The organism is Roseateles sp. AC306 (genome assembly GCF_979253795.1).
Genome location: NZ_CEEDEB010000003.1, coordinates 257,722 through 282,502, shown reverse-complemented (window position 1 = coordinate 282,502; position 24,781 = coordinate 257,722). Strand labels below are relative to the sequence as shown.

General features: G+C 68.1%; 20 protein-coding genes. 16 read left to right on the top strand and 4 right to left on the bottom strand.

Annotated elements, in window-relative coordinates; genetic code table 11:
- Nucleotides 1–89 precede the first annotated feature (89 nt).
- Both AC0IZJ_RS09410 and AC0IZJ_RS09405 read left to right on the top strand, forming a co-directional pair.
- On the top strand, nucleotides 90–1,580 hold the full coding sequence (locus AC0IZJ_RS09410) for an MORN repeat-containing protein (RefSeq protein WP_471848924.1): 1,491 nt from the start codon (nucleotides 90–92) through the stop codon (nucleotides 1,578–1,580).
- Between the two features lie 89 nt (nucleotides 1,581–1,669).
- Nucleotides 1,670–4,213 carry a response regulator gene (locus AC0IZJ_RS09405; protein ID WP_471848922.1) on the top strand — a complete coding sequence of 848 codons (2,544 nt, stop codon included), beginning with the start codon at nucleotides 1,670–1,672 and terminating at the stop codon, nucleotides 4,211–4,213.
- Here the strand turns inward: AC0IZJ_RS09405 and AC0IZJ_RS09400 are convergent.
- Entirely contained in the window at nucleotides 4,210–4,680 is a 471-nt protein-coding gene (locus AC0IZJ_RS09400; protein ID WP_471848920.1) for an Lrp/AsnC family transcriptional regulator, read from the bottom strand. The two genes, AC0IZJ_RS09405 and AC0IZJ_RS09400, sit on opposite strands and share 4 nt — an antisense overlap.
- A gap of 109 nt (nucleotides 4,681–4,789) precedes the next feature.
- Between AC0IZJ_RS09400 and AC0IZJ_RS09395 the strand changes: the two genes are divergently transcribed.
- A complete protein-coding gene (locus AC0IZJ_RS09395) occupies nucleotides 4,790–5,164 on the top strand; it encodes a VOC family protein (RefSeq protein ID WP_471849313.1) in 375 nt (124 codons plus the stop codon).
- Nucleotides 5,165–5,169: 5 nt separating this feature from the next.
- Here AC0IZJ_RS09395 and AC0IZJ_RS09390 read toward each other — a convergent pair whose 3' ends face one another.
- Nucleotides 5,170–5,523: an H-NS histone family protein gene (locus AC0IZJ_RS09390; RefSeq protein WP_471848918.1), complete on the bottom strand. Its 354-nt coding sequence runs from the start codon at nucleotides 5,521–5,523 to the stop codon at nucleotides 5,170–5,172.
- 271 nt (nucleotides 5,524–5,794) lie between these two features.
- Here AC0IZJ_RS09390 and AC0IZJ_RS09385 point away from each other — a divergent pair, with 271 nt between their 5' ends.
- The 5 genes from AC0IZJ_RS09385 to AC0IZJ_RS09365 all read left to right on the top strand — a co-directional run bounded on the left by AC0IZJ_RS09385 (nucleotide 5,795) and on the right by AC0IZJ_RS09365 (nucleotide 11,848).
- Nucleotides 5,795–6,136: a PRC-barrel domain-containing protein gene (locus AC0IZJ_RS09385; RefSeq protein ID WP_471848916.1), complete on the top strand. Its 342-nt coding sequence runs from the start codon at nucleotides 5,795–5,797 to the stop codon at nucleotides 6,134–6,136.
- Nucleotides 6,137–6,292: 156 nt separating this feature from the next.
- Nucleotides 6,293–7,213, top strand: coding sequence for a non-homologous end joining protein Ku (gene ku, locus AC0IZJ_RS09380; protein WP_471848914.1), 921 nt, complete (start codon nucleotides 6,293–6,295; stop codon nucleotides 7,211–7,213).
- A 3-nt stretch (nucleotides 7,214–7,216) separates the two neighbouring features.
- On the top strand, nucleotides 7,217–8,020 hold the full coding sequence (locus AC0IZJ_RS09375; RefSeq protein WP_471848912.1) for a tetratricopeptide repeat protein: 804 nt from the start codon (nucleotides 7,217–7,219) through the stop codon (nucleotides 8,018–8,020).
- A gap of 622 nt (nucleotides 8,021–8,642) precedes the next feature.
- Complete coding sequence (ligD, locus tag AC0IZJ_RS09370; protein ID WP_471848910.1) at nucleotides 8,643–11,162, top strand: DNA ligase D; 2,520 nt, start codon at nucleotides 8,643–8,645, stop codon at nucleotides 11,160–11,162.
- Nucleotides 11,163–11,302: 140 nt separating this feature from the next.
- Complete coding sequence (locus tag AC0IZJ_RS09365) at nucleotides 11,303–11,848, top strand: hypothetical protein (protein WP_471848908.1); 546 nt, start codon at nucleotides 11,303–11,305, stop codon at nucleotides 11,846–11,848.
- Between the two features lie 46 nt (nucleotides 11,849–11,894).
- Here the strand turns inward: AC0IZJ_RS09365 and AC0IZJ_RS09360 are convergent, their stop codons facing one another.
- Nucleotides 11,895–12,128 carry a hypothetical protein gene (locus tag AC0IZJ_RS09360; RefSeq protein ID WP_471848906.1) on the bottom strand — a complete coding sequence of 78 codons (234 nt, stop codon included), beginning with the start codon at nucleotides 12,126–12,128 and terminating at the stop codon, nucleotides 11,895–11,897.
- 225 nt (nucleotides 12,129–12,353) lie between these two features.
- Between AC0IZJ_RS09360 and AC0IZJ_RS09355 the strand changes: the two genes are divergently transcribed.
- The 8 genes from AC0IZJ_RS09355 to AC0IZJ_RS09320 all read left to right on the top strand — a co-directional run bounded on the left by AC0IZJ_RS09355 (nucleotide 12,354) and on the right by AC0IZJ_RS09320 (nucleotide 23,723).
- Nucleotides 12,354–12,722: a response regulator gene (locus tag AC0IZJ_RS09355; protein WP_471848904.1), complete on the top strand. Its 369-nt coding sequence runs from the start codon at nucleotides 12,354–12,356 to the stop codon at nucleotides 12,720–12,722.
- Between the two features lie 99 nt (nucleotides 12,723–12,821).
- Entirely contained in the window at nucleotides 12,822–16,298 is a 3,477-nt protein-coding gene (locus tag AC0IZJ_RS09350) for a response regulator (protein WP_471848902.1), read from the top strand.
- 3 nt (nucleotides 16,299–16,301) lie between these two features.
- Nucleotides 16,302–17,120, top strand: coding sequence for a CheR family methyltransferase (locus AC0IZJ_RS09345; RefSeq protein WP_471848900.1), 819 nt, complete (start codon nucleotides 16,302–16,304; stop codon nucleotides 17,118–17,120).
- Nucleotides 17,117–17,707 (top strand): chemotaxis protein CheB, encoded by a 591-nt coding sequence (locus AC0IZJ_RS09340; RefSeq protein ID WP_471848898.1) that lies wholly within the window; start codon nucleotides 17,117–17,119, stop codon nucleotides 17,705–17,707. Before AC0IZJ_RS09345 ends, AC0IZJ_RS09340 begins: the two co-directional genes overlap by 4 nt.
- A 5-nt stretch (nucleotides 17,708–17,712) precedes the next feature.
- A complete protein-coding gene (locus AC0IZJ_RS09335; RefSeq protein WP_471849311.1) occupies nucleotides 17,713–18,918 on the top strand; it encodes a hybrid sensor histidine kinase/response regulator in 1,206 nt (401 codons plus the stop codon).
- Nucleotides 18,919–19,053: 135 nt separating this feature from the next.
- On the top strand, nucleotides 19,054–20,610 hold the full coding sequence (locus AC0IZJ_RS09330) for a methyl-accepting chemotaxis protein (RefSeq protein WP_471848896.1): 1,557 nt from the start codon (nucleotides 19,054–19,056) through the stop codon (nucleotides 20,608–20,610).
- A gap of 31 nt (nucleotides 20,611–20,641) precedes the next feature.
- On the top strand, nucleotides 20,642–21,232 hold the full coding sequence (locus AC0IZJ_RS09325) for a chalcone isomerase family protein (RefSeq protein WP_471848894.1): 591 nt from the start codon (nucleotides 20,642–20,644) through the stop codon (nucleotides 21,230–21,232).
- 151 nt (nucleotides 21,233–21,383) lie between these two features.
- Entirely contained in the window at nucleotides 21,384–23,723 is a 2,340-nt protein-coding gene (locus AC0IZJ_RS09320) for an ATP-binding protein (RefSeq protein WP_471848892.1), read from the top strand.
- Between the two features lie 9 nt (nucleotides 23,724–23,732).
- Here AC0IZJ_RS09320 and AC0IZJ_RS09315 read toward each other — a convergent pair whose 3' ends face one another.
- Nucleotides 23,733–24,608 carry a carbonic anhydrase gene (locus AC0IZJ_RS09315; protein ID WP_471848890.1) on the bottom strand — a complete coding sequence of 292 codons (876 nt, stop codon included), beginning with the start codon at nucleotides 24,606–24,608 and terminating at the stop codon, nucleotides 23,733–23,735.
- Between the last annotated feature and the right edge of the window lie 173 nt (nucleotides 24,609–24,781).

Sequence of the window (24,781 nt, the reverse complement as noted above, 5' to 3'; positions counted from 1 at the left end):
GGTCGGCAGGCGCGAGATGTAACAGTTGAGCCGCGGCGGCGGTTTTCGCTGCGTTCATTGGTGTACCCATCTGCAAAGAGGACGCACCCATGAACACCCCAAGATCCCTCCGCTGCGCCGTCGCCCTGGCCCTGCTGGCCGCGTTGACGGCCCACGCCCAGTACGGCGACGCGTATCACGCGCCCGACCGCCTGAAGCTGCAACAGATGGCCGGCCAGCGCGCCCGCCAGCAGGCCGACGAGCACCGGGCGCGCATCAGCGCCGCCGGCAGCCGGCCGGCGCCCGCGCCGCTGATCAACTTCGGCGCGAGCAGTTCAAGCTGGGCGGATACCAGCCGCATGGAAGCCCAGGGCCAAGCCGCAGCGCGCATCGACGCGCGTGAGCAGGCATTCCAGGCCAAGCTCAAGCGCATGGACGCCTTGATTGCCCAGCGCGGCCTGCAGCGGCGCGCGGAGGACTACGACGGGCTCATCGCCGCTGCGATCGACGCGGGCCACGATGCCTACTGGGCGAGCCGCACCTTCGGCAACAGCCGCGCAGACTACGCCGAGCGCCTGGCTCGCGAGCAGCAGAAAGCGGCTGCCGGCGCCTTCAGCGGCAGCACGCGCGCCAGTTGCCAGGACGGCTGCAGCGAGACGCTGCGCGTGGCCGGCGGCCACCGCTACGAGGGCCAGACACTGAACGGCCTGCCGCATGGCAGCGGCACGCTGGCCTACGCCGACGGATCCCGGCTGCAGGCGCAGTGGAGCGCCGGCCGCGCCAGCGGCACCATCCGCCTGCAGTACGCCAGTGGCGATGTCTACGAAGGCGGCTTCGACGGCACGCACTTCAGCGGCACCGGTCGGCTCACCTACAAGAACGGCAGCGTCGACAGCGGGCAGTACGCGGGCGGCCAACTGGACGGCCCCGCCGAACGTCTGTTCATCAGCAGCGCGGGTGCGCGCGAACTGCGCCGAGGCCGCTACAAGGCCGGCGTGCCGGTCGGCGTACACCACACAAGCTTCGAGAACAGCAAGCGCAAGCGCATCGTCGAGGACTTCGACAACCCTGCAGCCAGTCGCGCCGAATGGGTCGACGGCAAGGTCTTCGTCGGCGTGATGGACGACGGCGTGCCCGTCAGCGGCACGCTCACCTACACCAGCGGCGGGACCTTCGCCGGCGTCTTCCACCCCAACGGCGCACCCCGGGCCGGCCTGTTCAGCGGTGCCAACGGCGCCTCGCAGTTCGGCAATTTCAACGACGCAACCAAGCGTCACGGCTATGTCGCGTTGACCTACGCCGACGGCAGCACCGCGGAGATCATGCACAACCAGAACGCCTGGGCCGGTCCCATCCTGCGCACCCAGCCGAACGGCGACGTGCTGACAGGCACCACCGCGCGGGCCGGTTTCATGGCCTGGGGCGTGCTCCGCGCCAGCGGCACCGACGCCGCCGCGGCGCGGCCTGCCGGGCTGACCGAGAAGGGTGAACTCGTCATGCTGCCCGAGGCCGACCATGCCGCAGCGCGGGAAGCTGCTCTGGCCGCCGCGCAGATCATCTCGGCCGAGCGCGAGAAACTGCGCAAGCTGCTGGGCACCTGAAGACGCAGGATCTTCGCCGGCCGAGCCACAGCGCACATCGACTATCCTGTTAGCAGCCCGCCAGCGAGGGGGCGCTACAGGGAGCCGACTTGGACGCAAGCAGCCAGTCCCGGGTGTTGGGGACGCCTTCTGAAGTGCCGCCGGAGCAAGCCCGGCCCGCTTTTCTGCTGGACCAGCCGGCCGGCCCGCGCGAGCGCCGGCATGCGCTGATCGTGGCGCTGGTGTCGGTGGCGGTGTTTGCCGCCCTGCTGCCCTTTGCCAAGGTGAAGCTGCCGGCCGTGCCGGCCTTCATCCCCATCTACCAGTCGGCCCTGGTGCTGACCGACCTGATCACCGCCGTGCTGCTGTTCGGCCAGTACCGCATCCTGCGCTCGAGGGCCCTGCTGCTGCTGGGCTGCGGCTACCTGTTCACGGCCGTGCTGACGACGGCACACACGCTGACCTTCCCCGGGCTGTTCAGCACCACCGGCCTGCTCGGCGCAACGACGCAGACCACCGTCTGGCTCTACATGCTGTGGCACGGCGGCTTCCCGCTCTTCGTGCTGGGCTACATCGCCCTGAGGAACAGGCCGCCTGCCACCGCACCGGCGCTGGCCTGGCCGGCCGCCACACTCGCCGGCGCAGCGGCCTGCGTGGCGCTGGCGACGCTGGGCACCGGCTGGCTGCCCGACCTGCTCGTCGGCGGCCGCTATTCCACGGCCTTCCTGCTCACGGTCGGCGCGGTCTGGCTGTTCAGCCTCGCGGCGCTGGCAAGGCTGTGGCGGCAGCGGCCGCACACGGTGCTGGACCTGTGGCTGATGGTCGTCAGCCTGACCTGGCTGTTCGACATCGCGCTCTCCGCCATGCTGAATGCGGCGCGCTTCGACCTGGGCTTCTACGCCGGCCGCATCTTCGGCCTGCTGGCCTGCTCGGTCGTGCTGATGGAGCTGCTGCTGGAGAACAGCACGCTGTATGCACGCCTCTTCAAGGCCTACGAAGCCGACCACAGGCTGAACGATGAGCTGGCCGCCGCGCGCGACGAGGCCCAGGCCGCCAACGCGGCCAAGAGCCTCTTCCTGGCCAGCATGAGCCACGAGATCCGCACGCCGATGAACGCCGTCATCGGCCTGACCAACCTGGTGCTGGAGACGCGGCTCGACAGCCGCCAGCGCGACTACCTCGGCAAGGTGCAGACCTCATCGAAGGCCCTGCTGAGCCTGCTCAACGACATCCTCGACTACTCCAAGATCGAGGCCGGCAAGATCACGCTGGAAGCCGAGGAGTTCAGCCCCGAGGAGCTGATCGAGAACGTCGGCCACCTGTTCTCCGCGCGGCTGGAGGAGTCGGGGCTGGACCTGCTGTTCGAGTTCGACGAACACATGCCCGACCGCTTGCTTGGCGACGCGCTGCGACTGACCCAGGTGCTGAACAACCTCGTCGGCAACGCCATCAAGTTCACGCCCAGGGGCGAGATCATCGTGCGCACCGAGGTGCTGGGCGAGGACGGCAACAAAGGCACGCAAGGCGAGCGCCTGCGCCTGCGCATCAGCGTGCGCGACACCGGCATCGGCATGACGCCCGAGCAGGTCGGTGGCCTGTTCGAGCTTTTCAGCCAGGCCGATGCATCGACCGCGCGCCGCTACGGCGGCACCGGCCTGGGCCTGGCCATCTGCAAGCGCCTGGTGGAGCTGATGGGCGGCAGCTTCGAGGTCGACAGCGAGCCCGGCAAGGGCAGCAGCTTCGCCTTCACCTGCAGCTTCGGCAAGGCCAGGCCCGGCGCCGGGCGCATCGACCCGCACCGCATCCGCGGCATGCGCACCCTCATCGTCGACGCGCAGCCCACCGAGCGCCTCATCCTGCAACAGATGCTGCAGAGCTGGCGCTTCCAGGTCGCCGTGGCGTCCTTCGGCGACGAGGCCCTGTACCGGCTGCGCCACGCCGACCCGCAGCACCCCTACGAGTTGCTGCTGATCGACTGGAAGACCACCGGCGCCAGCTTCGTCGAAGACGCCCGGCGCATCGCCACACAGCGCGGCATGGCGCCGCCGCAGGTCATCGCGCTCAGCAGCCTGCACGCCAGCCTGAGCCTGGTTGAAGCGCTGCAGGGCCAGGCTGCCACGCAGGTGCTGGTCAAGCCCGTCACGCCGTCACGGCTGTTCGACGCCGTCATGCAGCTGCAGACCTCGGAGGCGCCGCCCGCACCCGCGCAGGTCGGCAGCAGCCTGGCCGACCTGGCCGAGGCGATGCGGTCCCTGCACGGCGCGCGGGTGCTGCTCGTCGAGGACAACCCAGTCAACCAGCAGGTCGCCTGCGCCTTCCTGTCGATGATGAAGCTGGAGGTCGAGGTGGCGCAGAACGGCGTGGAAGCCGTCGAGCGCGTCAAGGCCGAGGCCTTCGCTGCGGTGCTGATGGACATGCAGATGCCCGAGCTGGACGGCGTCAGCGCGACGCGGCTGATCCGCGCCATGCCCCAACACGCCGCACTGCCCATCATTGCCATGACGGCCGGCGCGATGGAGGGCGACGTCCAGGCCTGCCTGGCGGCCGGCATGAATGCCCACGTCAGCAAGCCCATCGACGCCAGGCAGCTGGTGCGTACGCTGCTGGCCTGGGTGCCACCGCAGGCCGGCGAGGGCAGCCAGCAGCAGGGCTAGCCGCCCGGTATGGGCAAGGCCAGCCCGCGCTTGAGAACGCCCATCGCCACCTGCGTCGTGTAGCGGCGCACATTGGGGTTGGCGGCCAGCAGCCGCTGCATCAGCGCTTCGTAGCTCGCCGCATCGGGTGCCGTCACGACGAGCACAAAGTCCGCCTCGCCGGTCACGTAGAAGGCCTGCTGCACCGCCGCTTCAGCTTCAAGCCAGGCGCGCAGCGCGGCCATGGGCTCGGGCCGCTCGCTGTCGACCTGCAGGCCGGCAATGAAGGTCGTCGGCCGGCCGACGTGGGCGGCATCGACAACGGCGATCTGGCGCTGGATGACGCCTTGCTCGCGCAGCCGCTTGAGCCGGCGCTGAATGGCCGATGGCGACAGGCTGACCCGCTCCGCCATCTGCTCGGCGGTCAAGGCGGCATCCTGCTGCACGAGGGTCAGCAGTTGGCGGTCGAAACGGTCCAGGTCAGTCATTGAAAGCAGTGCGCACATTGCGGCCAGACCGCGCTGCGGCGGCGCATCTTGCCGCAATTCGGCGCCAGCCCGCCGCTAGCATTTCCGATTCAGAAACGAGGACTTGCCGATGATCGATCATGTCTCCCTGGGCACCACGCGCTACGCCGACGCGGTGGCGTTCTACCGCCGTGTGCTGGCGCCGCTGGGAATGGAGCTGCTGCGCGACACCGGCGCAGAAGCCGCCTTTGGCACTGCCACGCAGTGGCGCATTTTTCTGTATCCGGTGCCCGAAGGCGAGCCGGTCACGGCGCGCGGCACGCATCTCGCGCTGGGTGCCGCCGGCCGCGCCGCGGTCTCGGCGTCGCATGAGGCCGCAATGGCGGCGGCGGCGAAAGACATCTTCACCCCGCGCACGCGGCCGGACATCAGCGAGACCTACTTCGGGGCGATGTTTCATGACCTCGACGGCCATCGCATCGAAGTCCTGACCAACGCCCCCTGAACGACTCAGCGCGAGACCAGCAGTTCCTCGGCCGTCTTGCCGGCGGCCAGCGCGTCCTTGAACCAGTTGGGGCGCTTGCCAACGCCCGACCAGGTGCGGCCGGCGCCGTCGGTGTACTTGGCCACGCCGCCCGCCTTCCTGGCCGCTGGCTTGCGAGTCTTGCCTGCGGCCTTTGCCGCGCTCTTGCGCGCCGCCTTCGCCGGCGATCCGCCGAACAGTTCATCGGCCGTGATGCCGTAATGGGCAATGGCTTCCTTGATTCGGTCGACCACTTCCGTCTTCTCGCGCGAACGCAATGCGTCGGCCTGCTTCTGCAATTGCGCGATCTGCTTCAGAAGGGTGTTCAGCGTTTTGGCCATTGATGGTGTCTCCAGCGACATCGTTGTTTTGGACGCCGCATTCAATCACAAATGGGAGTGGGATCCGAATGACCAATGGAATGCTCAGTCGAATCGCCTCATTGGCGGCGAGTCCTGCGGTTCGTCGGCCAATGCCTACATGCAGATGGCCCCGCCCCCGACCCCTGGCGCCGGCCGCATGTCGCAAATTGGGGGCTGGTGCATGCACCCAAGGTGGCGGTCCGTAAAGCCGCCGCCGACGTCACGCTCAACCCCCTAAAGGAGCCACACCATGTCCTATCCCACCATCTCTTCCTCCAAGGTCGAAGGCACCAACGTCTACAACCTGCAAGGCGAGAAGCTCGGGTCCATCGACGACCTCGTCATCGACAAGCGCAGCGGCCAGGTGCGCTATGCCGCGCTGGAGTTCGGCGGCTTCCTGGGTGTCGGCACCGACCGCTATCCGCTGCCCTGGAACATGTTGAAGTACGACACCGACAAGGACGGCTATGTCGTCAATGTCGACAAGAGCCAGCTGGACAGCGCGCCGCGCTACACCGAGGACGAAGCGCCGAACTATTCGGATGACTACGGCCGCAAGGTGTATGACTACTACGGCTTCCCCTGGCTTTGATGTGAGCCCCTCGCCTGGCCTCGCCGCGCTGAACGCGGGCGAGTCCAGTCGGTCCCCCTAGGGGACGGCGATGCATGCGGCATTGAGCCGCATGCACATCGCCAGACGGGCCGGCTTGGGAGCGGCCCGGCGCTCGGCCCGAATACGGAGACCGTCATGGCCACCAACGCCCGTTCCATCGCCTCGCTATCGCTCAGCTTCGGCCTCGTGCATGTGCCGGTGAAGCTCTATTCCGCCACGGAGTCGGGCTCAGAGATCCGCTTCAACCTGCTGGACAAGGACGGCTCGCGGCTCAAGCAGCAGTACGTCAACGAGCGCACGAAGCAAGTCGTCGAACGCAAGGACATGGTGAAGGGCTACGAAGTCGAGGACAACCGCTTCGTGCTGTTCACGCCCGAGGAGCTGAAGGCGCTCGAGGAAGGCAGCAGCCACGTCATCGAGATCGTCAGCTTCGTGCCGCTGGCCTCCATCGACCCGCTGTACTACGACAAGAGCTACCTGCTGGCGCCCGACAAGCGCGGCGAGAAGCCGTATGCGCTGCTGGCCGAGGCCCTGCGCCAGTCGGGCCGCTGCGCCCTGGCGAAGTGGGCGTGGAAGGCCAAGCAATACGTCGCGCAGATCCGCGCCAACGAGGACGGCCTCATCCTGCAGCAGCTGCGCTACGCCGAGGAGGTCCGGTCGCTGGCCGGGCTGGACATTCCCAAGTCGGAGGTGTCCAGGTCGGAGCTGCAGCTGGCCCTTCAGCTGGTGGAGCAGATCGCCGCTGACGAGTTCGACCCGGGCGCCTTCCAGGACGAGGAGAAGGGTCGCGTGCTGGCCGCCATCGAGGAAAAGGTGAAGGGCAAGCAGATCGTCGCTTCTTCGCACGAGGAAGACGGCCCGGCCGGCAGTGGCCAGGTCATCGACCTGATGGATGCGCTGCGCGCCAGCCTCGGCGGGGCCGCGAAGAAGCCCGCCAAGGAGTCCAAGCCCTCCAATGTGACCGCGCTGAAGGCGGCGCCGGCCGCACGCAAGGCTGCGAAGCGCGTCACCGCCGAACCCGAGGCCGCGCCTGCCCGCAAACGCGCCAGCAAGTAAGGCATGGTGGCCGACGCCCCCTACCCGCTGCGGCAGGCGCTGCGCCTGACCGGCCTGCCCAGGCGCTTTCTCGACAGCCTCGTCGAGCAGGGTCTGCTGGGCTCGGCGGACGGGCAGCGCTTCAGCCACCAGGACGTCGTCGTCGGCCGCACCGCCAAGGCCTTGCGCGATGCCGGTGTGCCGCCGCGCAAGGTGCTGCAGGCGCTACGCAACGTGAAGCACTCGCTGGCGGACGGCCCGCTGTCCGGCGTGCGCTTGCGCCCGCAAGGCGGTTCCGTGGAACTGCACACCGCAGACCAGCGGCTGGACGCCCACACCGGCCAGGCCCTGCTCCCTTTCGACGGCGACGACCGGAATGCTGCCGGCGTTGAGCCGCTGGCGACCGAACCCGAGCGCGACGCCGGTGACTGGCTGCGCGAGGCCATGCGGCTGGAAGCCAGCGACAGCGCAGCGGCCGAAGCGGCCTACCGGCGTGTGCTGGCGATGGACGTCTGCTGTGCGCCGGCCTACATCAACCTCGGTGCCCTGCTCTGTGAGGCGCAGCGCTGCGAGGAGGCGGTGGCGCTGTACGAGCAGGCGCTGGACCGCTGTGAGCCGACGGCGCTGGTGCACTTCAACCGCGCGACGGCGCTGGAGGACGTCGGCCGGCCGCATCAGGCCGTGGCGGCGTATGAGCGCGCACTGGCTTTGGAGCCGGGGCTGGCGGATGCGCACTACAACCTGAGCGTGCTGCTGGAGAGGCTGGGAGACCAGTCGGGGGCGTTGCGGCATATGAGTGCGTATCGGCGTGCTGGGGGGGTGTCGTGATTCCGTGTTTTGGCGTTGTGGGAAGGCCCAGCGGGGATTTCGCCCCCGCGGGCGACCTACTTTTTGCGCCGCCAAAAAGTAGGCAAAAAGCTCTCCCCTACGAAACCGGCCCTGCGGGCTCCCCTGCGATGCTCGAAGCCCAGGGCCGCGCCCAACTCACTTCGCTCACTGCGTTCGCTGCGTTCAAACAAAGGGGCGCGAAGTTAGAAGTTGAAGCGCGCTTCGCGCGCGCCCTGGGCTTCTGCGCTTCTCGGCGGTTTAGAAGGGGAGGCCCCGGAACAGCCGAACAGCCAACAGCCACACCCGAAGTCCGGGTGGTGGACGTATTTCTGTATGCCCCCTTTAGCCCCGCCGAGCAGCGGAAGGCCTTGAAGCCGCGAGCGAAGCTCGCATCAAGAACTGACTCCGCGCGGTTGTTTGACCGCAGCGTAGCGAAGGGAGTTCTGCGCGGGGCTTCAAGGACTGAGCAGCGCAGGGCACCCCGAAGCAAAGCGCAGGGGCGGGGCGGTCGGGGGGAGCTCTTTGGTTACTTTCTGGCGGCCCAGAAAGTGACTCGCCCGCCGGGGCGAAATCCCGGCATGGGCCTTGCCAACAACCCACAGAAACGGCGAAGCCAAACACCATGAAAGCGGACGCCCCCCTCTCCCGCTACAACGCCAAACGCGACTTCACCGCCACCCCGGAGCCCGCCGGCAAGCCCGCCCGTCGCAAGGCGAAGGACCTCGTCTTCGTCATCCAGAAGCACTGGGCCTCGCACCTGCACTACGACTTCCGGCTGGAGCTGGATGGCGTCATGCTCAGCTGGGCCGTGCCCAAGGGTCCGAGCTTCGACCCGGCCACCAAGGCCATGGCCATTCATGTCGAGGACCATCCGGTCAGCTACAACAGCTTCGAGGGGACCATCCCCAAAGGCCACTACGGCGCTGGCACCGTCATCATCTGGGACCGCGGCACCTGGACGCCCGTGGGCGACCCACGCGAGGGGCTGGAGAAGGGCAAGCTGATCTTCCAGCTGCATGGCCAGAAGCTCGCCGGCCTGTGGGAGCTGGTGCGCATCTCCAAGCCGGGCCAGTTCAAGCAGGATCACTGGCTGCTGCTGAAGAAACGCGGCGACGCCTGGGCGCGGTCGAAGAGCGACTACGACGTGATTACCGCGCTGCCGGACAGCGTCGTCGAAAAGCCGCTGGGCCTGGTGGAGGAACGCGAGCCGCGCGGTCAGCCTGCTGAAGCCGTCGAAGCACCAGCCGATCTGTCATGCGCCGTCAAGGCCGCGCTGCCCGCCACGCTCTCGCCCCAGCTCGCCACGCTGGCCGCCTCTGCGCCGTCCGGCGACTGGGTCATCGAGAACAAGTTCGACGGCTACCGGCTGCTGGCGCGCATCTCGTCCGGCAAGGTGCGCCTGTTCACGCGCCAGGGCAATGACTGGACCGACCGGCTCAAGCCCGTTGCCGAGGCGCTGCAGGCGCTCAAGCTCGGGGCCGCCTGGCTGGACGGCGAGATCACCGTGTTGAACGAACACGGCGTGCCCGACTTCAACCGTCTGCAGAACGCCATCGACAACGCGCGCGCCCAGGACATCGTCTTCTTCCTGTTCGACCTGCCCTTCAGCGCCGGGCGCGACTTGCGCGCCGTGCCGCTGCGCAGCCGCCGGGCAGCGCTGAAGGCCTTGCTCGACGGCAAGACCAACGAGCGCATCCGCTTCAGCGACGAACTCCCCGCCTCTCCCGCCGAGGTGCTGGCCGCCGCCTGCCAGCTGGGGCTGGAGGGCGTGATCCTGAAACGCGCCGACTCGCCCTATGTCTCGCGCCGCAGCGACGACTGGCTGAAGCTGAAGTGCCAGCGCCGCCAGGAGTTCGTCGTCATCGGCTTCACGGACCGCACGAACGCGCCCGGCGAGGTGGGCGCGCTGATGCTGGGCTATCACGAGAACGGTCGCCTGCGCTCGGCCGGCTCGGTCGGCACGGGCTGGGGCAACGCGCAGGGGCGCGAGCTGCACCGCCAGCTGGTGCCGCTGGAGACCAAGCAGCCGCCCCTGGACCCCGCCGAGCTGGAGCCCGGCCGCTGGTCAAAGCGCAAGCGCGGCAGCGAGCGCTGGGTGAAGCCGGAGCTGGTGGTGGAGGTGGCCTTTGGCGAATGGACGCCGGACGGCCACATCCGCCACGCAAGCTTTCGCGGTGTGCGCACCGACAAGCCGGCCAAGGCCATCACACGCGAGCAGGCCGAAGCGCCAACCAAGCCGACCCAAGCCAAGGCCAAGCCCATGAGCAAGCACGTCATCACCCACCCCGACCGCGTCATTGACCCCTCCACCGGCCTGCGCAAGATCGACCTCGTGCACTACTACGAGAGCGTGGCCGAGTGGATGCTGCCCCACCTTCGCCAGCGGCCGGTGTCGCTCGTGCGGGCGCCGCAGGGCATCAGCGGCCAGCTGTTCTTCCAGAAGCACTCCGAGGCGAAGATGCCCGGCGTCGTCGACCTGGACGCCGCGCTGTGGCCGGACCACGCGCCGCTGCTCGAGATCCACAGCCTGGAAGGCCTGATCAGCGCCGCACAGATGAACGTCGTCGAGTTCCATACCTGGAACTCCACCGTGAAGAAGATCGACCAGCCCGACCGCGTCATCTTCGACCTCGACCCCGGCGAAGGCGTCACGTGGCCCCAGCTGCAGGAGGCCGCGGTGCTCATGCGCACGCTGCTCGAGGAACTGGGCCTCAAGACCTGGCTCAAGACCAGCGGCGGCAAGGGCCTGCACGTCGTCGTGCCGCTGGCGCCCAAGCTGGATGCCGACGCGGTGAAGGCTTTTTCCAAGGGCGCTGTCGAGCACATGGCGCGCACGATCCCGCAGCGCTTCGTGGCCAAGAGCGGCGGTGCGCGGCGCGTCGGCAAGATCTTCATCGACTACCTGCGCAATGGCCATGGCCAGACGACGGCAGCGGCCTTCACGGCGCGTGCACGGCCCGGCATGGGCGTGTCGATGCCGGTGGCCTGGGAGCAGCTGGCGTCGTTGAAGAGCGGCGCGAACTGGACGGTGCAGACGGCGCGTGAGTACCTGTCCTTCAGGGGCGGCAATGATCCCTGGGCCGACTACGGCAAGTCGCGGCAGACGCTCACCAAAGCGATCAAGCGGCTGGATGCAGAGTGACAGGCGCGGCCTTGTCTGACGGCCGAGTCGCACAGGCGCCGACAGGGCGCAGGGCCCGGGCTTCCTAAGCTTCGGTACGGAGCAACGGGCATGCCCATGAGCTGTCTGCCACCCCGACCATCAACCCGAAGGAGACCTCGATGACCCGATACAACGCCCCCCGCCTTCTCTGTGCCCTGATCCTGACCGGCCTGGCCGGTGCGGCCTCGGCCAACCTGACCCAGCCCGTCTACTCGACCGCCAAGGACGAAGTGAAGGCGATGTTCAAGGCCGAGCGCGACGCCTGCGACAAGCAGTCGGGCAATATGAAGGACGTGTGCGTCGAGCGCGCCAAGGGCCAGGAGAAGGTCGCCCTCGCCCACCTTGAATACCAATACACGGGCAACACCAAGGACCGCAACGACTACCTGGAAGCCCGCTACGAGGCCAAGTACAAGATCGCCAAGGAGGCTTGCGACAGCCAGTCCGGCAACGCCAAGGATGTCTGCGTGGCCGACGCCAAGGCGATGCACGACAAGGCCAAGGCCGACCTGAAGGCGAACAAGAAGATTGCCGACGCCCAGAACGACCAGATGGAAACCAAGCTCAAGGCCGACTACAAGGCCGCCAATGAGCGCTGCGATTCGCTGTCCGGCAACGCCAAGGACAGCTGCCAGGCCAGCGCCAAGGCACGCTACTTCCAGTAAGACTCAAGGCGGGCCTCCCGGCCCGCCTCGATCACAACGGCCCGCATCAACGCAGCTTGAGCTGCTCGACGCGGGCCGTTGTTGCGTCGGCCACCGCAGCGAATGCGGGCCGCTTGGCTGCCACAACCTGCGCCTGGCGCATCTCGTTGCCATGGCGCAGGTGTTCGCGCAGCGTGTCGACGAAAGCGACCAACAAAGCCGCCGCCACCACCGCCGCCACGGCTGAGGTCAACCACATCGGTGGTGCGCTAGCGGCCAGCTTGTCAGTCCAGGCTTTCATCACAAACTCCATGTCGGCCACCGCGGCCGGGTGAGCAGGACTTTGCGGCTGCGCCGGCGAGCGCCGTGCACGCCGCAACCGCGAGGCGGCGTAGGACAAGCGACCACACCGTTGAAGGCCCGCCACGCGCAGGCATGGGAGTTGCTCCTACTTCCCCGTTACAAGCGGTGTTCCAGCCGCGAGCGGGAACGCCTGGCCTCGTCAAGCCGGGTGCGAGGAGCATTCATGTCAAGCGAGGACATTCGCGTCGTGCTGGTCGACGACGACGCCGACACCTGTGAAACGTTGAGCAGCCTGCTGCAGTTCGACGGCTACAGCGTGCGCGTGGCGCGCACGGCGCAGGACGCCATCATTGCCGTCAACGAGTACCAGCCCGTCTGCGCCCTCGTCGACCTCGGTCTGCCCGATTTCGACGGCTGCGAGCTGAGCAAGCGGCTGCGCGCCGCGCATGGCTCGGACCTCGTGCTGATTGCCGTGACCGGCCGCAGCGGCGACAAGGCGCACAACGAGGCCATGGCTGCGGGGGTGGATCACGTGCTGTGCAAGCCCCTGTCCCAGGAAAGCCTGCGGCGGTTTTTTCCGCCGCGCACCTGATTTACAGGCAATTTTTACCGGCTCGCGCCTCTGCGAGCCTGAGCCTGGCGACGCCCCACCTCCTGAAGAAGTGCAGGGCGTGACAACAAGGACGAGCCAATGACAGAGCCTCGCCGGGAGGACTCGACACAATTCCGCCGCATCCTGACCCGTAACCTTGCCCTGCCCCTGGGCATGGGCCTGGGCAGCGTGGTCATCTTCGTCGTGCTGCTGTGGAAGCTGGTGGGCTTGCTGGAGTGGGTGGACCACACCCACCGCGCCATCGCCAAGGGGCAGGAGCTGTCGACCCTGCTGGCCGACGAGGAAAGCGGCGTGCGCGGCTTCCTGCTCAGCGGCCAGGAGTCGTTTCTGGCGCCGTATTCCCTGGCTGCGGCCAAGTTCGACAGCGAGCTGAAGGCCGCCCAGGACCTGACCCTCGACAACAACGCCCAGCAGGACCGGCTGCGCCGCGTGGCCGCATTGGTGGTGCGCTGGAACCAATACGCCAGCGACGTCATTGCCATGCGCCGCCGCAACGAGCCGGTGGAGGCGGTGGTGCGCTCCGAGCGCGGCAAGCAACTCTTCGACGAAGTTCGCCGTGAGCTGCGCGCCTTCATGGACAGCGAGTCCCGCCTGCTGCGCGACCGGCGCGAGGACGCGCAGAACACCACCTGGCTGTTCGTGGGCAGCTATGTCGCGCTGCTGCTGACCGTGAGCGGGCTGATCGCCTGGGGCGGCCGCCGCGACATCACCAATCTGTCGAGCGAGTACGGCGGCGCGATGTCTCGCATGCGTGAAAGCGCTCGCGAAAGCGAGGAGCGCGCCTGGCTGCGCGGCGCCCAGCTGGAGCTGGCCAACCAGCTCGCGGGCGAGCTGGCCGCACGGGGCATTGCCGAACGCACCCTGGCTTTCCTGGCCGAGCGCGTGGGCGCCATCGTCTCGGCCGCCTTTGTGCGCGGCGACGACGGCCGGCCGCAGCGCGTGGCCTCCCACGGCCTGCGCAACGAAGGCGAAGGCAGCGACGGGTCGGATGCCGAGCAAGGCTTGGTGGGCCAGGTCTGGCGCGACGGCACGATGCTGCGCCTGCCCGGCCTGCAGACCGGTTTCCTGAAGATCGCGACTCATCTCGGCGACACCTCGCCGCAGGAGGTGGTGCTTCTGCCCGCCCTGCACGAGGGCCAGGTCAACGGCGTGCTGGAGCTGGGCTTCACGCAGCCGCCCGATGTGCGCACGCTGGCCCTGCTCGACCAGTTGCAAGGCCTGCTGGGCGCGCTGCTGGAGGCCGCCAGCTACCGCCAGCGCCTGCAGCGCTCGCTGGAGGAAACCCGCCAGCTCAACGAGGAACTGCAGGTGCAGCAGGAAGAGCTGCGCACCGCCAACGAGGAGCTGGGCGAGCAGTCGCGCGTGCTGTCGGAATCGCAGCTCCAGCTGGAAGAACAGCGCGCCGAGCTGGAGCAGACGAATGTTCAGCTGGGTGAACAGTCCGAGACGCTGAGCCGGCGCAATGCGGCGCTCAACCAGGTCCAGGCCGAGCTGCAGGACCGCGCCGACGAGCTGGCGCGCGCCAGCCGCTACAAGAGCGAGTTCCTGGCCAATATGTCGCACGAGCTGCGCACGCCGCTGAACAGCTCGCTGATCCTGTCCAAGCTGCTGGCCGACAACAAGCCGGGCAACCTCAGCGAGGAGCAGCTGCGCTTTGCCAACACCATCCATGCCGCGGGCAAGGACCTGCTGACGCTGATCAACGACATCCTGGACCTCTCCAAGGTCGAGGCCGGCAAGCTCGAAATCACGGCCCGCCCGGTACCGCTGCGCGCACTGGCCGAAGGTATGCGCCGCATCTTCGAGCCGCTGGCGCAGGAGAAGCGCTTGGCCTTCCACATCCATCTCGACCCCGCCCTGCCCCACGCCGTGGTGACCGACGCTCAGCGTGTCGAGCAGATCCTGCGCAACCTGCTGTCCAACGCCATCAAGTTCACCGAGCAGGGCGCGGTGACGCTGCATGTCGAGCCGCGGCCCAGTGGCGTCGCCTTCATCGTCAAGGACACCGGCATCGGCATCCCGGCAAGCCAGCAACTGCGCGTCTTCGAGGCCTTCCACCAGGGCGACGGCGCGCTGAACCGGCGCTACGGCGGCACGGGCCTGGGCCTGTCGATCTCGCGCCAGCTCGCCGGCCTGCTCGGCGGCGACATCGAGCTCAGCAGCGTCGAAGGCAAGGGCAGCGAGTTCACCTTGCTGCTGCCCCTGCAGACACCCACCGCGCTCGCGCCGCCCGCCGAGCAGCAGCAGCCGCCAGCGCCTTTACCACCGCCGTCACCGCTGCCGCCATCCGTGCGTGAAAGCGCTCCGCCCGCCTTCGCCGACGACCGCGCCGAACTCGGCAACACCATCGGCGCGGAGACGCCGCCGCGACGCCTGGCCCTCGTCGTCGAGGACGACCCGGGCTTCGCATCCATCCTCTACGACCTGGCCCACGAGATGCAGTACCGCTGCATCGTGGCCACCCAGGCCCGCGAAGCGCTGGAACTGGCGTCGGCCCACCTGCCCCAGGCCATCCTGCTGGACGTGCGCCTGCCGGACGGCTCGGGCCTGGCCGTGCTGCAACGGCTCAAGGAAGACCCGCGCACTCGCCACATCCCGGTCCACGTCATCGCCGGCGAGGACTTCCGCGACGTGGCGCTGCCGCTCGGCGCCGTGGGCACGGCCATCAAGCCGACGACGCGCGAGGAGCTGATCGACATCTTCCGCAAGCTCGAGCGCCACGGCGCCGACGAAGTGCGCCGCCTGCTGCTGGTGGAAGACGACGCGCGACAGCGCGACAGCATCGCCCAGCTGATCGGCGACGACGGCGTCGAGGTCGTCGCGGTCGGGCTGGGCAAGGAGGCACTGGCGCTGCTGGACGAGCAGGCCTTCGACTGCATGATCATCGACCTCAAGCTGCCCGACATGGACGGCACGGAGCTGCTCGCCCGCATGGCCGAGCGCGCTCCCGATGCAGCGACGCCGCCCGTCATCGTCTACACCGGCCGCAACCTCAGCCGCGATGAAGAGGCCGAGCTGAATCGCTACTCGCGCACCATCATCATCAAGGGCGCGCGATCGCCGGAGCGGCTGCTGGACGAGGTGACGCTGTTCCTGCACCGCGTCGAGTCCCGCATGAGCGGCGAGCGCCGCGACATGCTGCGCACGGCGCGCAACCGCGAGCAGATCTTCGAGGGCCGCAAGGTGCTGCTGGTGGATGACGACATGCGCAACGTCTTCGCGATGACCAGCCTGCTGGAGCAGCGAGGCCTGGCTGTGGAGCCGGCGCGCAACGGCGTCGAGGCGCTGGAGAAGCTGGAAGCGCACACCGACATCGACCTCGTGCTGATGGACGTGATGATGCCCGTCATGGACGGCCTGGAAGCCACGCGCCGCATCCGCGCCGACCCGCGCTGGCAGAAGCTGCCCGTCATCGCCATCACCGCCAAGGCCATGCGCGATGACCAGGAGCAATGCCGCAAGGCCGGCTGCAACGACTACCTGGCCAAGCCGATTGAACTTGACCGGCTGATGTCATTGCTGCGCGTCTGGTTGCCGGGTCTCGATCGAGCCTGATCCATGCCGCAGGCTTTGCTTGATCTTGAAGTGCGCCTGCTGATGGAGGCCATCTACGCGCGCTACAACCAGGACTTCCGCGAGTACTCGTTCGCCTCGCAGAAGCGGCGCGTGCAACATGCGGTGCAGCAGCTGGAATGCGAGTCGGTGTCGGCACTGCAGGCCCTGGTGCTGCACGACCCGCGCGCCTTTGCGCAGCTGCTGCAGATCCTGACCGTGCCGTTCACGGAGATGTTCCGCGAGCCGGAGTTCTTCCTGGCGCTGCGCCGGCAGGTCGTGCCGCTGCTGCACACCTACCCGTCGCTGAAGATCTGGGTGGCCGGGTGTGCCAGCGGCGAGGAGGTCTATTCGCTGGCCATCCTGCTGCACGAGGAAGGGCTGCTCGAACGCAGCATCATTTACGCGACCGACATCAACCCCGCTGTGCTGGACAAGGCGCGCCAGGGTATCTTTGCGTTGGCCGACCTCCAGCAGTACACGCGCAACTACCAGGCCGCCGGCGGCAGCAGCGGCTTCTCGGACTACTACACCGCCGCCTACGGCGCGGCCCGCTTCGACCCCGAGCTGCGTCGCCGCATCACCTTCGCCGACCACAGCCTCGCCACCGATCACGTCTTCTCCGAGACCCACCTCATTTGCTGCCGCAACGTGCTGATTTACTTCAACCGCCAGCTGCAGGACCGCGCCATCGGCCTGTTCGCGCAGTCGCTGTGCCACCGCGGTTTTCTCGGCCTGGGCAGCAAGGAGACGCTGGATTTCAGCGTCCACGGCAAGCAGTTCGAGCCCGTGGCCGCCCGCGAACGCCTCTACAGAAAACGATGAAGCCCCGCCCGCCCATCGAGCTCATCGTCATCGGCGCCTCTGCAGGTGGTGTGTCCGCGCTGCTGGCGCTGCTCTCGCCGCTGCCGGCCAGCTACGCCCTGCCCATCGTCGCGCTGCTGCACCTGCTGCCCCGCCACGACAGCCAGCTTGCCCATGTGCTGTCCCACCGCCTCGCCCTGCCCGTCAGGGAGCCGCAGGACAAGGAGCCCGTGCGGGCCGGCCATGTCTACGTGGCCAGCGCCAACTATCACCTGCTCATCGAGGCCGACCGCTGCTTCGCCTACAGCAACGAGCCGCCGGTGAGCTTTGCCCGGCCGTCCATCGACGTGCTGATGTCGGCCGCCGCAGACGCCTACGGCCCGACGCTGGTGGGCGTGTTGCTGACTGGCGCCAACATGGACGGTGCCGAGGGCATGGCCGCCATCCACGCCTGCGGCGGCCTCACCATCGTCCAGGACCCGCAGGATGCCGACGTGCCCACCATGCCCGAGGCGGCGATCGCACGCAGCCAGCCCGACCACATCCTGCCGCTGGGCGACATCGCGCCCATGCTGCTGCAACTGGCCGCCAGAAGGAACGCCGCGTGAGTGAAATGGCTGAAGTGGCGGGTGTGGCATCACCCGACGTCATCAACGTCCTGGTCGTCGACGACCTGCCCGAGAACCTGCTGACGCTGCAGGCGCTGCTGCGCGACGAGCCGCTGCGCGTGATCCCGGCCGCGTCGGGCGAAGAGGCGCTGTCGCTGCTGCTGGAGCACGAGTTCGCGCTGGCCCTGCTGGACGTGAAGATGCCCGGCATGTCGGGCTTCGAGCTGGCCGAGCTGATCCGCGGCAGCTCGCGCACCCGCCACCTGCCCATCGTCTTCGTCAGCGCGGCGGACCGCGAGCCGGCCTACACCTTCCGCGGCTACGAGCACGGCGCAGTGGACTTCCTCTACAAGCCGCTGGACGCCCACGCCGTGAAGAGCAAGGTGCGCGTTTTCACCGAGCTGCACGCCAAGAGCCGCGAGCTGCGCCGCCAGCTCGTCGAGCTGGAGACCGCGCGCGCTGCGCAGGAACGCCTGCTGGCCGAGCTTCAGCGCACCCAGGACGACCTGAAGCGCGCGCTGAAGCTGCGTGACGAATTCATGTCCATGGTCACGCACGAGCTGCGCACACCGCTGGGCGTGATGGCGCTGGAAGTCATCGTGCGCCAGCAGCGGCTGGACAAGGGCGACCTCGCCTATTTCAGCCCCGAGCGCCTGCAGGCCATGCTGCAGAAGGACGGCCGCCAGGTGCGCAGCATGACCCGCCTCATCGAGGACATGCTCGACATCTCGCGCCTGCAGCACGGCATGCTGTCCATCCGCCGCCAGCGCACCGATCTCGCCGATCTTGCACGCCGCGTGGTGGCCGACTTCGAGGCCCAGTATCAGCAGGTGCCGCTGAGCCTGGTGGCCCTGCCCGGCATCGTCGGTCACTGGGACGACAGCCGCATCACCCAGGTGCTCGTCAACCTGCTCAGCAACGCGCTGCGCTATGGCGAGGGCAAGCCGGTACACGTCGAGGTCGACCTCACCGATGACGGCATGGCCCGCCTGGCTGTCACCGACCAGGGTCCCGGCATCCCGGCCGACGACCAGCAGCGCATCTTCCAGCAGTTCGAGCGTCTGCCGCCAGCGGGCAAGGGGCCGGGCATGGGCCTGGGCCTGTACATCAGCCAGCAATTCGTCCAGGCGCATGGCGGCTACATCACCGTGCACAGTGAGCCCGGCCAGGGCGCGTGCTTCGAGGTGCTGCTGCCGTTGATGCCAGGCTGAGCGCCTTTAGCAGCCCAACGTCTGTAGGGGTTTTGCCCCACAAATCACGGCAGCCCGGCCGCGCGGCGCCGCTCAGAATGTCTTGCGCCCTGCATTTCTGATGAAATTTCAGCCAGTTACATCAAGGCTGCCTCCATGAAGTTTTTGTCGAACATGCGCATCGGTCAGCGCCTCACGGCGGGCTTTGCCGTCGTGATCGTCTGCCTGATGGCCATGGCCGGTCTGGGCTATTTCGCCATCCAGACGCTGAACGCCGAGATCAGCCAGCTCATCAGCAGCGACTACAAGGCCGTGGCCCTGGCCAACCGCGCCAAGGCCGAGGTCGGCGACGCCACGCGCAGCATGATGACGACGCTCATCATGACCGGCGAAGAACAGATCAAGAAGGAGCTGGACAGCGTCGCCACGCTGATGGCCGCTCACGAGAAGACCATGGCCGAGCTCGAGCCGATGCTGACTGACGAGGCCAGCCAGGAGCAGCTCAAGGCGGTGAAGGAGGCTCACGCCAAGTTCATGCCGGCCCAGGCCGCCTTCGTGAAGACGGTGGCCTCGGGTGACACCGAGGGCGCGCCGCTGAAGTTCCAGTTCTCCGTGCGCCCCACCCAGGGCAAGTACATGGCGGCGCTGAGCAAGCTGGTCGACACGCGCAACGCCGCCATGGAAGAGGCCGGCCGCAAGTCCAACCGCGTCGCCGGCAAGACGGCACTCATGCTGGGCCTGCTGGCGGCAGCGGCCATCGTCGCCAGCGTGCTGACCGGCGTGCTGATCACGCGCGGCATCGTCGTGCCGCTGCGCGGCGCGGTGGCCGTGGCGCGCAAGGTCGCCTCCGGCAACCTGACCAGCGAGATCGAGGTGCGCAGCCGCGACGAGACCGGCGAGCTGCTGCAGGCGCTGTCGGACATGAACGAAAGCCTCAAGGGCATCGTCGGCCGCGTGCGCGAGGGCACGGAGTCCATCGCGTCCGCGTCCAGCGAGATCGCCAGCGGCAACATGGACCTCTCGGTGCGCACCGAGGCGCAGGCTGCCTCTCTTGAACAGACGCTGTCGGCGATGAAGACGCTGACCGACGCCGTGCAGCAGAACGCCCAGAACGCGCAGCAGGCCAACCAGCTGGCACAGGCGGCATCCACGGTGGCCGGCGAAGGCGGCGCCGTGGTGGCCAAGGTCGTGACGACGATGAGCAGCATCGACGCATCGAGCAAGAAGATCGTCGACATCATCAGCGTCATCGACGGCATCGCCTTCCAGACCAACATCCTGGCGCTGAACGCGGCGGTGGAAGCCGCACGTGCCGGCGAGCAGGGCCGCGGCTTCGCGGTTGTCGCCAGCGAAGTGCGCTCGCTGGCCGGCCGCAGTGCCGACGCCGCCAAGGAGATCAAGCGCCTCATCGGCGACTCGGTCGAGAAGGTGGCCCTTGGCAACGAGCTGGTCGCCAAGGCCGGCAGCACCATGCAGGGTGTGGTGGCGAGCGTGCAACGGATGACCGACATCATGGGCGAGATCACCCACGCCAGCGCCGAACAGAGCACCGGCATCGAGCGCGTCACGCATACCATCCACGACATGGACAAGAGCACGCAGCAGAACGCCGCGCTGGTGGAAGAAGCCGCTGCCGCCGCCGACTCGCTGCGCGCCCAGGCCAAAGGTCTCGAGGAAGTCGTCAGCCTCTTCAAGCTCGAGGCGGCACGCTGATACTGGTTTACCCATAAAAGCAGGAGACACCATGAGGACGCATCCAGTCATCCGCTGCATTGCCGGCCTGGGCCTCGCGCTCGGCATGGCTGGCGCGGCACAGGCCATCGACGTCGGCGGCCTGAAGTTCGACGACACCGTCAAGGTCGCCGGCAAGGAACTGAAGGTCAATGGCGCAGGCATCCGTACACGCGTCATCATCAAGGTCTACGCGCTGGTGCTCTACCTGCCCGAAAAAAAGGACACCACCGCCGGCGTGCTCGGCAGCCCCGGCCCGCGCCGCTTCAGCCTGGGCCTGCTGCGCGAGGTGACCGGCGACGAGCTGGGCCAGGCCTTCATTGCCGGCATCACCGCCAACACCGACAAGGCCGAGCGCTCCAAGTTCGTCAACCAGCTGACCCAGTTTGGCGAGGCCTTTGTCAACATCCCGCAGGGCAAGAAGGGCGACGTCATCACCGTCGACTGGGTGCCCGATACCGGCACCGTCATGTTCCTCAACGGCAAGCCCATCGGCGAGCCGATGAAGGACATCGCTTTCTACAACGCGGTGCTGAAGATCTGGCTGGGCGACAAGCCGGTCGACTCCTCGCTCAAGCCGCAACTGCTGGGCGGCAAGGGCTGATGAGTCGCGCCGGGCCGAGCGCCGGGCCGCTCCCAAGCCGGCCCGTCTGGCGATGTGCAAGCGGCTCAATGCCGCTTGCATCGCCGTCCCCTCGGGGGACCGGCCAGACTTGCCGGCGTTCAGCGAGGCAAGATTGGACGAGGGGCTCGCCTTGACCCGCAAGCCCTCGTCCTCCCTCTTCGCCGCACTGGCGCTTGGCGCCAGCGTCGGCCTGCTCGTGCCGGCCCTCATCGTCGGCGGGCTCTTCATCGGCCTGCGCGAGTCCAAGGTGACGGAGCAGGCGCTGCAGCGCGACATCGACGCCAAGCTCGATGTGCTGGCCAGCAGCCTGCCCGAGTTGCTCTGGAACCTCGACGCGGTGGCCGCACGCGAGGTCGTGTCCGCCATCGTCAAGTCGCCCGAGGTCGTGCGCGTCAGCGTCAGCGATGCGTCGCAGGGCCTGCCCTTCATCGAGAACCACCTGCCCGAGCGGCGGCTGGGCAAGACGCTGATCGGCGAGCGCGACATCATGCGCGGCGCCACCCGCATCGGCCACATCCAGATCGAGATCGACGACCACCTCAGCACCGCCGCGCTGCTGCGCCAGCGCTGGCTCTACGGCGCCACCGTGGGCGGCCAGCTGCTGGTGTCGCTGGCACTGGTGCTGTGGCTGCTGAACTCGCGGCTGTTCCGCCCGCTGCGCGTCTTGGGCGGCTTTGCCAACGACCTGGCGCAAGGCCGCTTCAACGCCAAGCTGGAGCACACCCGCCAGGACGAGATCGGCCTGCTCGGCGGCCACCTGGAGCACATGCGCGATGCGCTGCAGCAGCAGTTCGACGCCCAGCGCGCTCTCATCGAGCGGCTGCGCGGCATGGCCGAGACGGTGCCCGGCGTCGTCTTCCAGCTGCGCCTGGCGGTGAACGGCGAGTTCGCCTTCGCCTATGTCAGCGAGGCCGTGCGCGAGTACTTCCCGGTCGGCACGGCCGAGCTGAGCCGCAGCGCCGCGCCGTGGTTCGAGCGCATCCACCCCGACGACCGCGCCGCCGTGCGCGAGAGCCTGCTGGCCTCGGCGCGCACCCAGAGCCCCTGGCAGCAGGAGTTCCGCACGCCCCAGGCCGACGGCGCCGAACGATGGATCTACGGCAACGCCATTCCGCAGCGCGAGGCCGATGGCGGCATGCTGTGGCACGGCTTCCTGACCGACATCTCGCGCCAGCGCCGCGATGCGCTGGAGCTGGAGCGCTACCGCCATCACCTGGAAGAACTCGTCGAGGCGCGCACCGCCGAGCTGGCCGAGGCCTCGCAGGCGGCGCAGGCTGCGAGCCTGGCCAAGAGCGCCTTCCTCGCCAACATGAGCCACGAGATCCGCACGCCGATGAACGCCATCATCGGCCTGACCTACCTGGCCCAGAGCGACGCCGTCGAGCCTGTGCAGCAGCAGCGCCTGCAGAAAGTGGCCAACGCGGCGGAGCACCTGCTCAGCGTCATCAACAACGTGCTCGACTTCTCCAAGATCGAGGCCGGCAAGGTGCAGCTGGAGCAGCGGCCGTTCACGGTCGACGAGGTGCTGGACAACATTGCCAACATGACGACGCAGGCCGCCGCCGCCAAGCGCCTGCGCGTGGAGACCGACATCGCACCGGCGCTCTCGGGCCGCGTGCTGCTGGGCGACCCGCAGCGCATCGCCGAGCTGCTGCTCAACTTTGCCGGCAATGCCGTCAAGTTCACCGAGACCGGCTTCGTGCGGCTGGCCGTGCGGCTGGACGGCGAGGCCATCAGCACCGATACGGGCATGCGGCTGCCGGTGCGCTTCGAGGTACAGGACAGCGGCATCGGCATCGCCACCGAGGCGCAGCCGCGGTTGTTCCGCGACTTCGAACAGGCCGACAGCTCCACCACACGCCGCTACGGCGGCACGGGCCTGGGGCTGGCCATCTGTCGCCGCCTGGCTGAGCTGATGGGCGGCCGCGTGGGCGTGGACAGCGATCTCGGTCGCGGCAGCCGTTTCTGGTTTTCATTGACCGTCGAAGCCACCGGCCAGGCGCCGGCCGCACCGGCCGTCACGCCGCGGCCGCATTCCGTGCGCGAACGCCTGGCCGAGCTGGCCCGCAGCCAGTCGCTGCGCATCCTGCTGGCCGAGGACAACGCCGTGAACCAGGAAGTCGCCGTCGCACTGATCGGCAGCGCCGGGCTGCCGGTGGATGTCGCGGCGGACGGACAGCAGGCCATCGACATGGTCAAGGCCGGCGGCTACGCGCTGGTGTTGATGGATGTGCAGATGCCCGTCATGGACGGCCTGGACGCGACCCGCGCCATCCGCCGCCTGCCCGAGGGTGCGACGCTGCCCATCCTGGCCATGACGGCCAACGCCTTCGACGAGGAGCGCCAGCGCTGCCTGGACGCGGGCATGGACGACCACGTCGCCAAGCCCGTCGTGGCCGAGCAGCTCTTCGCAACGCTCTACGACTGGTTGTCGGGAACGCGCACCACGGCCAAAGGCCACGACGCCTGAGCCTCCGGCTTACTGAGATTCCTTGATCAAGCGACCTGAGCCTGCCTGCAACGGCCGCGCATTCATCGGGTAAAGCCGCGAGAAGACGCCGATCTGCTGGGCCGTCAGCGGCACCGGCTGGCGCAGCACCATCCACAGCACCCCCTCGCTGCAGGGCGGCGTCGTCATGGAGCCCATGTAGGTGGCGTAGCCGCGCTCGGCGGGCAGCAGCTGGTTCAGGTCGATCTGCGCCTGGGCCTGCAGGGGCTCGCCCTTTTCAAGCGGCAGGTTGGCCCAGACGGTCTGCAGCAGTGGCTGGGCCTTGTTGTCCGCGCCGCGCTCCAGCAGCACGGCGACGATGGCCTGGCGGCCCTGCGCATCCTTGTGCACGAGGTGGGCCGACATGTCGAACTGCCTGCCGTTGAGGCGTTCCTCGCTCGGTCGGTGGAAGTGGAACTCCACCAACTCGTAGCGCTTGCCCATGACCGTGATGCCGTTGCCGGGCGCGACGTTCACCTGCACCGTGTGGCCATCGTCCAGCACCGAGAAGCTGCTGGCTCGGTAGTCGAAGGAGATCGGCTCCAGGTTGACGGCGATCGTGTCGCGGATGTCGATGGGGCTCTGGCGCGTGCCCACGCCGCAGGTCTTGTTCTCCGGCGCCAGGCTGGCCCAGTGCTCGGGGCCGAGGTCGCCCGCGTAGCCCCAGTGCACGGGCTTCCTGACTTCGGTCTTGACCGGCCTGGCGGCAGCCTTGGCGGTGGTCGTCTTGGCCGTGGCAGCGCCCTCGCCCTTGGTGGCAAGGCGCTCGGCAAGCCGCTGGCGCAGCAGCTCCACCGGCTCTTTGCCGTCCTGCGCCTGTGCGGCCAGCGCGAGCAGGCAGGCCGCCAGGATCAGATGCTTCTTCATGGTCATCCTGGTGATTTCGGCCAACACCGGCGCAGCTTGAGCGAGCCCTGCAGCCAGCGGCGGGATACCGCTACCAACGCCAGACAACGTTAGCAAGCGATGGCTGCGCCTATGCGCGTAAACCAGGCTTCAGCAAGCGTCCCGTCTTCAGTACATTGAAATGGTTGCGCTAT

Bases quoted from the DNA above. Each gene is read 5' to 3' on its own strand.
- AC0IZJ_RS09385 (WP_471848916.1), top strand. From the start codon at position 5,795: ATGTCCTATCCCACCATCTCTTCCTCCAAGGTCGAAGGCACCAACGTC.
- AC0IZJ_RS09360 (WP_471848906.1), bottom strand. From the start codon at position 12,128: ATGAAAGCCTGGACTGACAAGCTGGCCGCTAGCGCACCACCGATGTGG.
- AC0IZJ_RS09345 (WP_471848900.1), top strand. From the start codon at position 16,302: ATGCCGCAGGCTTTGCTTGATCTTGAAGTGCGCCTGCTGATGGAGGCC.
- ligD (WP_471848910.1), top strand. From the start codon at position 8,643: ATGAAAGCGGACGCCCCCCTCTCCCGCTACAACGCCAAACGCGACTTC.
- AC0IZJ_RS09325 (WP_471848894.1), top strand. From the start codon at position 20,642: ATGAGGACGCATCCAGTCATCCGCTGCATTGCCGGCCTGGGCCTCGCG.
- AC0IZJ_RS09330 (WP_471848896.1), top strand. From the start codon at position 19,054: ATGAAGTTTTTGTCGAACATGCGCATCGGTCAGCGCCTCACGGCGGGC.
- AC0IZJ_RS09340 (WP_471848898.1), top strand. From the start codon at position 17,117: ATGAAGCCCCGCCCGCCCATCGAGCTCATCGTCATCGGCGCCTCTGCA.
- AC0IZJ_RS09400 (WP_471848920.1), bottom strand. From the start codon at position 4,680: ATGACTGACCTGGACCGTTTCGACCGCCAACTGCTGACCCTCGTGCAG.
- AC0IZJ_RS09355 (WP_471848904.1), top strand. From the start codon at position 12,354: ATGTCAAGCGAGGACATTCGCGTCGTGCTGGTCGACGACGACGCCGAC.
- AC0IZJ_RS09390 (WP_471848918.1), bottom strand. From the start codon at position 5,523: ATGGCCAAAACGCTGAACACCCTTCTGAAGCAGATCGCGCAATTGCAG.
- ku (WP_471848914.1), top strand. From the start codon at position 6,293: ATGGCCACCAACGCCCGTTCCATCGCCTCGCTATCGCTCAGCTTCGGC.
- AC0IZJ_RS09395 (WP_471849313.1), top strand. From the start codon at position 4,790: ATGATCGATCATGTCTCCCTGGGCACCACGCGCTACGCCGACGCGGTG.
- AC0IZJ_RS09350 (WP_471848902.1), top strand. From the start codon at position 12,822: ATGACAGAGCCTCGCCGGGAGGACTCGACACAATTCCGCCGCATCCTG.
- AC0IZJ_RS09335 (WP_471849311.1), top strand. From the start codon at position 17,713: ATGGCTGAAGTGGCGGGTGTGGCATCACCCGACGTCATCAACGTCCTG.
- AC0IZJ_RS09315 (WP_471848890.1), bottom strand. From the start codon at position 24,608: ATGAAGAAGCATCTGATCCTGGCGGCCTGCCTGCTCGCGCTGGCCGCA.
- AC0IZJ_RS09375 (WP_471848912.1), top strand. From the start codon at position 7,217: ATGGTGGCCGACGCCCCCTACCCGCTGCGGCAGGCGCTGCGCCTGACC.
- AC0IZJ_RS09410 (WP_471848924.1), top strand. From the start codon at position 90: ATGAACACCCCAAGATCCCTCCGCTGCGCCGTCGCCCTGGCCCTGCTG.
- AC0IZJ_RS09365 (WP_471848908.1), top strand. From the start codon at position 11,303: ATGACCCGATACAACGCCCCCCGCCTTCTCTGTGCCCTGATCCTGACC.